At 65.5% G+C, this 9,417-nt stretch carries 9 protein-coding genes; all 9 read right to left on the bottom strand.

The window, feature by feature from the left end:
• Nucleotides 1–689: tetrahydrofolate dehydrogenase/cyclohydrolase catalytic domain-containing protein (locus tag ACLPJJ_RS07655; RefSeq protein WP_443590357.1), on the bottom strand; the 689-nt coding region annotated here is incomplete at its 3' end.
• A gap of 101 nt (nucleotides 690–790) precedes the next feature.
• Nucleotides 791–1,651 carry a formyltetrahydrofolate deformylase gene (gene purU / locus ACLPJJ_RS07650; RefSeq protein WP_443590355.1) on the bottom strand — a complete coding sequence of 287 codons (861 nt, stop codon included), beginning with the start codon at nucleotides 1,649–1,651 and terminating at the stop codon, nucleotides 791–793.
• 58 nt (nucleotides 1,652–1,709) lie between these two features.
• Nucleotides 1,710–2,180: a hypothetical protein gene (locus tag ACLPJJ_RS07645; RefSeq protein ID WP_443590354.1), complete on the bottom strand. Its 471-nt coding sequence runs from the start codon at nucleotides 2,178–2,180 to the stop codon at nucleotides 1,710–1,712.
• The gene (locus ACLPJJ_RS07640) at nucleotides 2,173–4,962 is read right to left on the bottom strand and encodes a 2Fe-2S iron-sulfur cluster-binding protein (protein ID WP_443590353.1); all 2,790 of its coding nucleotides are present in this window, start codon (nucleotides 4,960–4,962) and stop codon (nucleotides 2,173–2,175) included. Before ACLPJJ_RS07640 ends, ACLPJJ_RS07645 begins: the two co-directional genes overlap by 8 nt.
• The gene (locus tag ACLPJJ_RS07635) at nucleotides 4,959–5,210 is read right to left on the bottom strand and encodes a sarcosine oxidase subunit delta (RefSeq protein WP_443590352.1); all 252 of its coding nucleotides are present in this window, start codon (nucleotides 5,208–5,210) and stop codon (nucleotides 4,959–4,961) included. The genes ACLPJJ_RS07640 and ACLPJJ_RS07635 overlap by 4 nt, the downstream gene beginning before the upstream one ends.
• Complete coding sequence (locus ACLPJJ_RS07630) at nucleotides 5,210–6,460, bottom strand: sarcosine oxidase subunit beta family protein (RefSeq protein WP_443590351.1); 1,251 nt, start codon at nucleotides 6,458–6,460, stop codon at nucleotides 5,210–5,212. The genes ACLPJJ_RS07635 and ACLPJJ_RS07630 overlap by 1 nt, the downstream gene beginning before the upstream one ends.
• A 55-nt stretch (nucleotides 6,461–6,515) precedes the next feature.
• Nucleotides 6,516–7,373: a metallophosphoesterase gene (locus ACLPJJ_RS07625; protein ID WP_443590350.1), complete on the bottom strand. Its 858-nt coding sequence runs from the start codon at nucleotides 7,371–7,373 to the stop codon at nucleotides 6,516–6,518.
• Nucleotides 7,370–9,079 carry a protein kinase domain-containing protein gene (locus ACLPJJ_RS07620; RefSeq protein WP_443590349.1) on the bottom strand — a complete coding sequence of 570 codons (1,710 nt, stop codon included), beginning with the start codon at nucleotides 9,077–9,079 and terminating at the stop codon, nucleotides 7,370–7,372. The genes ACLPJJ_RS07625 and ACLPJJ_RS07620 overlap by 4 nt, the downstream gene beginning before the upstream one ends.
• A partial coding sequence (locus ACLPJJ_RS07615; protein ID WP_443590348.1) for an ATP:cob(I)alamin adenosyltransferase occupies nucleotides 9,069–9,417 on the bottom strand: 349 nt, incomplete at its 5' end. The genes ACLPJJ_RS07620 and ACLPJJ_RS07615, both read right to left, overlap by 11 nt.

Below are 9,417 nucleotides of genomic sequence, written 5' to 3'. Positions count from 1 at the left end.
ACGCGGTTGATGCCGACATCGATGACCACCGCCCCGGGCTTGACCCAGTCGCCCCTCACCATCTCCGGGCGGCCTACCGCAGCCACCAGAATATCCGCCGTGCGGCACAGCCCCGGCAGGTCGCGGGTCTTGGAATGCGCCATCGTCACGGTGCAGTTCTGTTGCAGCAGCAATTGCGCCACCGGCTTGCCCACCAGGTTGGAGCGGCCGATGACCACGGCGTGCAGCCCGGTCATGTCGGGGATATTGTCCTGCAACAGCAGCAGGCAGCCCAGCGGCGTGCAGGGGATCAGCCCCTCCGCGCCCGAGGCCAAACGCCCGGCATTCACCACAGTCAGCCCGTCCACATCCTTCTCCGGCGAGATGGCGGCGATCACCGCCTCGGTGTCCAGATGCTTCGGCAGCGGCAGCTGCACCAGAATACCATGCACCGCCGGGTCGTCGTTGAGCTGGCGCACCAGGGCGAGCAGATGCTCCTGCGTGGTATCCGCCGGCAGGCGGTGCTCGAAGGAGTTCATCCCCACCTCCACGGTCTGCTTCGCCTTGTTCGCCACATAGACTTTCGAGGCCGGGTCATGGCCCACCAGCACCACGGCCAAGCCGGGCTTGTAAGGAAGAGCCGCGACTTCCGCCGCGATTTCGGCGCGGAGCTTGGTGGCAAAAGCCTTGCCGTCGATAATCTGGATCAAAGTCTTTTATCCCTGCACCTGCCCCGCCCGCCGCGGGGGTGATTGATACGAGTAGGCGGTGCCAGTTTAAGGCCCGGCGCCCGGCATAGCCACCCTGGCGTTTAGCTCGCGAACACCACGGTTTTCTTCCCGTTCGGGATCACGCGGTCCTCCAGATGGTAGCGCACGGCGCGGGCCAGCACCCGGCGCTCGATATCGCGCCCCTTGCGCACGAGGTCATCCGGCGTGTCGGCATGCGTAATGCGCTCCACGTCCTGCTCGATAATCGGCCCTTCATCGAGGTCAGAGGTCACGTAATGCGCCGTGGCGCCGATCAGCTTAACACCCCGCCCATGCGCCTGGTGGTAGGGCTTGGCGCCCTTGAAGCCCGGCAGGAAGGAATGGTGGATGTTGATGCAGCGGCCCGAAAGCTTCTGGGCCAGCGCGTCGGAAAGCACCTGCATGTAGCGCGCCAGCACCACGAGGTCGGATTTCGTCTCCTTCACCAGCGCCCAGATCTGCGCCTCCTGCTCCATCTTGCTGTCCTTGGTGATGGGCAGATGGTGGAAGGGAATCCCGCCGAAATCCAGCCCGTTAAAGGCCTCGCGCGGGTGGTTGGAGACGATGGCGGTCGGCGTCATCTCCAACTCGCCAATGCGCCAGCGATACAGCAGATCCGCCAAGCAGTGGTCGAATTTCGAGACCATGAGCAGCACGCGCCGCGGCGTGGCATGGTCGGAAATCTTCCAGGCCATCTTGAAGTCATCGGCGACGCCGCCGAATCCCAGGCGCAGCGCCTCGATGTCCTTGCCGCCCAGCAGGTCGAAGGCGATGCGGGCGAAGAACTTGCCGCTCTCGGCATCGTCGAACTGCTGCGCCTCGCGGATATCTCCGCCGTGCTCGAACAGATAGGTGGAAACGGCAGAGACAATGCCGGGGCGGTTGAGGCAGGAAAGCGTGAGTACGTATTGGGCTTTGGACATGGAGCTGAGTATCCTGGGCATAAGTTGAATGGGTGATACAGCGCGCGCCGCGCCGCGCTCAACCTCGGCCCGGAGAAAATTCCGCCACCGCCTCAGCCAGCGCATGGCGCAGCGCCACGGCAAAGCTGCGGAAGCAGGCCAGGATATAGGCGTCACCCTCGCGCCAGACCCGTACGCCGATATGCGCGGCGATGGTGATGGCCACGTCATCCGGGGCGAAGCGTTCGATATCGATGGGCAGCAGCTTCTTGAGAATACCCACCGCGTGCGGGCCGGTGACGGCGAAGCCGGACAACCCGTCCGACTGGTCGGTGACCGCCGCGCCCGTGCGGGAGGCAAGCTCCGCCGCATTGGTATCCAGGAACAGCCAGGAATTCGGCCCGTTCCACAGGATGTTGCCCAGGCGCTTGCCAGCACCCGGCAGGTCCAGCCCCAGAGGCTTGCGGCTCGCCAGGCTGGCGATGGCGCGTATGGGCAGCGGGCTGACATGCGCCGTGGCCGCCAGCGCGGGTGATGAAACATCAAGCATGCAGGCGGCTCCCGGAAGGATCGTAATGCACGGGGTTGACGATCTCGGCCAGCGTGTCACCGTTGCGCACCTGATCGTAAACGCGGATCTGTTCGCCGATGCGCGCCGGGCCATTGGCCAGCAGCGCCAGAGCGATGGGCCCGAGGGACGGCGAACGCGCCGCGGAGGTTACATGCCCCTGGTCATTGGCGGCGGTGGCTTCCGCCCCCAGCGGCAGCAGATGGCTGCCCGCGCGAATCACGCTCACGCCATCCACCGGCTTCAGCCCCACCAGCGTGGGGCGAGAGGCGTCGGTGAGCGCAGGGCGCGCAGCCAAAACGCGGCCGATAAAGTCCTTCTTCTTCGAGAGCAGCTTGTGCAGGCCGAGGTCATGCGCCGTGGTTTGGCCATTCAACTCCGGCCCAGCGGCATGGCCCTTCTCGATGCGCATGATGCCCAACGCCTCGGTGCCATAGGGCGCGATACCGAATTCCTCGCCCGCCTCCATCAGCTTTTCTGCCAGAGCGTTGCCGTAGCGCGCGGGCACGGCAATCTCGTAGGCCAGCTCGCCAGAGAAGGAGATGCGGAACAGCCGGGCCGGTGTGCCGCCGCAAACTGTAAGCTCCGCGCAGCCCATGTAGGGGAAGGCATCGTTGGAAATATCGAAGGGCGCGTCGACAAGATTGGCCAGCGTGGCGCGAGAGTCCGGCCCGGCTACTGCGATCTGCGCCCATTGATCAGTAACGGAAATGAACGACACATCCAGCTCCGGCCACAGCACCTGGGAACAGAATTCCAGATGCTGCATCACCTTCGCCGCATTGGCGGTGGTGGTGGTCATCACGAAATGCTGCTCACCCAGCCGCGCCGTGGTGCCATCATCCATCACGAACCCGTCCTCGCGCAGCATCAGCCCGTAGCGCACGCGCCCCACGGCGAGGTTGGTCCAGCTATTGGTGTAGACACATTCAAGGAACTTCGCCGCGTCCGGCCCCTGGATGTCGATCTTGCCCAAAGTCGTCACGTCGCAGATGCCAACATGGTTGCGCACCGCGTTCACCTCGCGCTGGGCGGCCGCCAGCCAGTTTTCTGCTCCGCGCGGATAATACTGGGCTCGGAGCCACAGGCCTGTTTCGACAAAAACTGCACCATGCGCCTGGGAAAACTCATGCGTCGGCGCGAGGCGCGTGGGGCGGAAATGCTTGCCCTTATGCGGCCCGGCCAGAGCGCCGAGCGCCACCGGCGTGTAAGGCGGGCGGAAGCGCGTGGTGCCGGTCTCGGGGATCGCCTTGCCGGTAACTTCGGCCAGGATCGCCAGCGCGTTGACATTTGCGGTCTTGCCCTGGTCGGTCGCCATGCCCAGCGTGGTGTAGCGCTTCAGATGCTCGACCGAGGAGAACCCCTCCTGATGCGCGAGGCGGATATCCTTCACCGTCACGTCGTTCTGGAAATCCACAAAGGATTTTCCAGGGAAGACGCCAACATGCCAGCAGGGCTGAATATTCACGTTGATCCCCTGCCCCGCCGCCTTGCCGACAACTTCCATGCCCGGCGGCAGCGCGCCAGGCACAAACGCCGCGATGGTCTCATCCCAAACCGGACCTCCGCCGAGATGCGAGGTCAGCGCGATATTCGGGTTGAACCCGCCGGAGGTGGCGATCAGGTCGCATGGCAGGCGCAGAGTGGTGCCGTTATGCAGACGGATCTCCGCGTCCTTCACGCTCTGGCAGCCATGCGCGCGTGTGATAACGGCACCCGCGAACACCGGCACCCCGGCCTCACGCGCAAGCTGATGCACGAGGTCAGAGCTCTTCGCGCGGGAATCCACCACACCGGAAATCTGCATATGCGCGCTGGCAAGAAGCGGAATCAGCCCGGCCGCGTCGTCATTGTTAAGGAACAGCACGGCGTTGCGCCCCGGCGCCACGCCATAGCGGGTGATATACGCCGCCACCGCGCCCGCCAGCATCACGCCGGGCTTGTCGTTATGGCCGAACACCATCGGCCGCTCGAGCGCGCCCGTGGCGAGGATGCAGCGCCCGGCGATGATCTTGGTTAGCCGCTGGCGAGGCGCGGAAGAAACCGGCAGATGGTCGGTGAGCCGTTCCAGCGCCGCATAGGTGCCGCCATCATACACGGCAAACACCGTGGTGCGCGGCATGAACTTCACGCCCTCGGGCAGCTCCAGCGTTTCCAGCGGTGCATTTTCATCGCACAACACCACGCGCGCGCCAGTGGCTGCCGCTTCCCGCGCCGCGCGCACGCCATCCGCGCCCCCGCCGATCACCAGCACATCGCAGAATTCCGTGGTCTTCTCGTAAGTATCCGGGTCCGGCATCCCGGCATTGCGGCCGAGCCCCGCGGCGCGGCGGATCATCGGCTCGTAGAATTTCTCCCAAAACTTCGCCGGCCACATGAAGGTCTTGTAGTAGAACCCGGCGGCGAAGAACGGCGAGAACAGGTCGTTCACCGCCAGCGCGTCGAACTTCAACGAGGGGAAGCGGTTCTGGCTGTTCGCCTCCAGCCCATCATAGATCTCGGCCATGGTGGCGCGGGTATTCGGCTCGCGGTAGGCGCCGCTGCGCACCTCCACCAGCGCGTTCGGCTCCTCCGCGCCAGCCGAGAGAATCCCGCGCGGGCGGTGATATTTGAAGCTGCGGCCTATGAGTTTCACGCCATTGGCGAGCAGCGCAGAGGCCAGCGTGTCCCCCGCATAGCCCTGGTAGTTTTTGCCATCGAAGGTGAAGTTGACCGGCTTGCCGCGGTCGATCAACCCGCCCGTGGCGGTCCGGAAACCGCTCATGGCAGCTCCACCTTCAGGATTTCATGCGTGGAGACATCACGCGTCACCACCAGCCAGGCATGGCAGCCGGCGCTGTGGTACCAGTATTCCTTGCGCGGGCCTTTAAAATTGTCACGCATATACACGTAATCGGTCCATTCCTTGGTCGGTGCCGCGCCGCCATCTTTCGGGCGGGTCACGCTCGCATCCTGGGTGTAGAGGAATTCTTCCACGCCACGCGTGCCGCAATGGGGACAGGGGATGCGCATCAGTGCAGATTCGGCTGCGCGCCGACTCCCTTTTCGTCGATCAGCTTGCCTTCGGCGAAACGGTCCAGCCGGTACGCCGCCGCGACCTCGTGCGGGGCCTCGCGCGCGATGAGATGCGCGAAACAATAACCCATGGCCGGCACGGCCTTGAACCCGCCATAACACCAACCGGCATTGAGGAAGAGGTTCTTCACCGGCGCAAAGTCGATGATCGGCGAACCATCCATGGTCATGTCCATGATCCCGCCCCAGGAACGCAACAGCCGCGCGCGGCCGATCATCGGCATCAGCGCCACGCCGCCCTCGCACACATCCTCCACCGTCGGCAGGTTGCCGCGCGCGGCGTAGGAGTTGTAGCCGTCGATATCCCCGCCGAACACCAAACCGCCTTTATCCGACTGCGAAATATAGAAATGCCCGGCGCCGAAGGTAATCACGTTGTCGATCAGCGGCTTCAGCCCCTCGGTCACGAAGGCCTGTAACGCGTGGCTCTCGATGGGCAGGCGGAACCCGGCCATGTTGGCCAGCAGTGAGGACGATCCCGCCACGGCGATGCCCACCTTGCCCGCGCCGATGCGCCCGCGCGTGGTCTCCACGCCCGTCACCACGCCATTCTCCTGCACAATCCCGGTGACTTCGCAATTCTCAATGATGTCCACGCCGCGCCGATCCGCCGCGCGGGCATAGCCCCAGGCCACGGCGTCGTGCCGCACCGTGCCGCCGCGCCGCTGCACCAGCGCGCCCTGCACGGGGAAGCGGGCATTGTCGTAATCCAGATACGGAATTTCGCGCCGCAGCTGCTCCCGGTCCAGCAACTCGGCATCCACGCCGTGCAGCCGCATGGCATTGCCGCGCCGGGCATAAGCGTCACGCTGCGGGTCCGAATGGTAGATGTTGAACACACCGCGCTGGCTGACCATGGCGTTGTAGTTGATGTCCTGCTCCAGCCCTTCCCACAGTTTCATCGAAAGCTCGTAGAACGGAATGTTCCCCGGCAGCCCGTAATTGGAGCGGATGATGGTGGTGTTGCGGCCTATATTGCCATTGCCGAGCCAGCCCTTCTCCAGCACGGCGATGCGCCCCACGTTATGGTTCTTCGCCAGATAATAGGCCGTGGACAGGCCGCCGCCGCCGCCGCCGATGATCACCACATCGTAATGCGGCGCGGGCTCGGCCTTGCGCCAGGCCGGCGTCCAGCCCGCGTGGCCACGCAGGGCTTCTCGGATGACGGAAACGGCAGAATAACGCATGGGCAAAAATAATTCCTGTGGATTAAACGAAGTTATGCACAGGAATTTTTTGCTGTCAAACCTCCAACACGCCCGGGCAGAACTCCAGGGCCCGCCCGCCCTCGTGGCTGACATAGCCGCGCGGCGCGGAAACCACGCGGATTCCCTCCTGCACAGTATCGTGCCGGAAATGCGTGTGCCCATGAATCCAGGCATCCGGCGGGTTGTCGCGGAATTCGGACAGCAGGTCGGAGGCATAGGCCGGGGCGATATTTCCATCCCGCCGTCCCAGGTAAGCCCTGGCGGGCGCGTGATGCGTGACCACGACGATCTTCGCCTCCGGGTCCTCCTCGCGCAGCCGGGCAATGGTGATGTGCAGCCAGGCGCGCGAGCGCTCATGCCTCGTCAGCGCGTTCTCCGGCTGGAACCGGGTGGTGACGCGATGGATCAGCCGATAATCGTTCATATGCCGGGAGGCGAACTCCATGGCTCCAACCACGTCGCCATTCAGGGCGAAATCGGTCCACAGCGTGCAGCCGAGCACATGCAGCCGCCCGCCGGGAAGGTCGAAGCTGGCGACGGTGTTTTCCAGATAGCGGACCTTCCCCCCGGTCCGCTCCGCCGCCGAGAACAACGCCGGCTGCAAGAGTTGTATCTGCTGGTGGTAGAATTCGTGGTTGCCCGCCACGAGCACGGCGGGCGCGCCGAGAAACTCCGACACCTGCTCGGCATAGACGACCGAACGCAGGCCGACATGGATATCTCCCGCCAGCACCACCACATCCGCCTGCGGCAGATCCGTGAGCATCGGGCCGCGCGCCGGGTGCCTCGGCACGCCGTGATGGCGGGAGAGGAAGCCTCTCCAGCCCGGCACCGCCAAGCGCCAGCGCTCCATCTCGAGATGGAGGTCGCTCATATACAGGATGCGGATCATCTATAGCCGTGTAATAGCAGGTAGAAGAACCCCACGGCGAACAAAGCGGTGAGCATCCGCCAGACATACAGCTCGGAGGCCCGCAGCTGCGCGCGGGGCTGATTCATTCTCTCCCCGCCCTGCACCAGCCCTGTTTGCAGCGCCCGCGCCAGCTCCCCGGCATCGGCGTATCTGTCCTCCGGCTCGGGCGCCAAGGCGCGCTGCACCACCAGCCCGAGCCAGCGCGGCAGGTCCGGCCGCAACCGCGCCAGAGGCACCTTCTCACCCTGGCCGAAGGGGAACGGCCCGGCGGAAAACATGCGGTAGATCGTCACCCCCAGCGCGTACACCTCCGTACGGGCGCTGGCCGGGGCGTGGTGCAGCAATTCCGGCGCCATGTAGCGGATGGTCCCGCCCGGCTTCGCCGCCTCCGTGGTGTCGATGCCCGGCAGATAGGCAAGCCCCAGATCGAGCAGCCGCACCTCGCCATGCTCATCCAGCAGCATCACGTTATCGGGCTTGATGTCGCGGTGGATGATCTGGATCGCCGCCAGGTCCTGCACCGCCTCGCAGAGTTTCAGCGCGATGCCCATGCCTTCCGGCAGTCCCATCAGCGGCGGACGGCTCAGCCGCTTCTCCAGCGACTCGCCCCGGTATAGCGGCATGACGAGGTACAGCGAGGAGCGGCGCTCGGCCGGCAGGTCCAGATACCGCACCACGTTGCTGCCGCGCACGGCGGTGCCGATCCACGCTTCGCGCATGAACCCGGCGGTGAACACCTCGTCCTGCAACATCGAGGGCAGCGGGATCTTCATCGCCACCTCGCGCTGGCCGATGGTGTCGTACGCTGCCTTGAGAATGGTGTAGCGCCCGCGGAACAACGTCTGCCCGATGATGAAATGATCCCACACATCGCCCTCGCGCGGGGGCGGGCGCAGCGGCAAGTCGGCAAGCGCCTCCATCGCGGCATCGCCGTTATCGGCGGGGGCGGCAAGAATCCGCATCACCATCACGGATTTATCGGTGCCCGGCAGCGGTGCCAGCGCCGACAGCACCGCCCGCGCCAGATCCGCGTCATCCTCCGGCGCCGCAGCCAGCCTGGCCGAGAGCGCGCCATACACCAGCTCTGGCGTCACCCCTTCCACACCGCCAAGCAGGAGATACACATCCCCCTCCTCGGCGATCTCCTCGGCATGGTCCACCGTCAGCTCGTCGTTCAGCCCCAGCGCCCGCGCCGGGAGGAATTCTCCCGCCCGCCCATGCGGGCGCATCAGCGGCGCGAGCGCCTTGCCGCGCAGGCGGTAAAGCTGGCAGGCGCCGATCTGCACCATGCCGATGCGCCGCCGCTCCAGCAGCAAGGCGGAGAGCGAGACCGGCGCCAGATGCCGCGTCGTGTCGCCATGCATCTGCGCCGCGAGCCAGCGGTTGAGCGACACAAGCGCCTGCGACGCGGCGCGCCGGGCCGAGAGCGTGCGTTGGACGCCGAAATACCCTTCAGCGAAGGAGTGCACGGCGAGCTGCGCCGCATCGCGCGCGCCGGGCAGGCTGATCTGCCCCTCGGCATGGGCGCGGGCCATCACGCCGATCACCCCGCGCTCGGGGCTTTCGAAACCATCGCCTGTGTAAACCGCGAAGAAATTATGCGAACTCGCCGACACCGATTGCGCCGCGAAAGCCGTGGCCACGCGCCAAGCGCCGCTCTCCACCGGCGCCGTGTCAGCCGCCATCGCGATGCTTCGCCGGTTGCCAGGGTGTGTCCCCCGCCCCCGTGCCCGCGGCCACGCGGGCCTGCACGAAGAGCAGGTCAGAGAGGCGGTTAAGATAGACCAGCACCAGCCGGTTCACCCGCTCATCCGGGGCCTCCAGCAGATGCACCACCACACGCTCCGCGCGGCGCACCACCGTGCGCGCGAAATGCAGATACGCCGAACCCGGCGTGCCGCCCGGCAGCACGAAGGAGGTGAGCGGCGGCAGCTCGGCGTTGAGCGTATCGATCTCGCTCTCCAGCCGGGCCACCTGGCTGTCCAGAATGCGCAGCATGGCGCCCGCCTCCTCGTCGAGCTTA

The organism is Acidocella sp., from assembly GCF_052326845.1.
Taxonomy (GTDB): domain Bacteria; phylum Pseudomonadota; class Alphaproteobacteria; order Acetobacterales; family Acetobacteraceae; genus Acidocella.
This window is presented reverse-complemented; position numbering and strand designations above follow the sequence as displayed.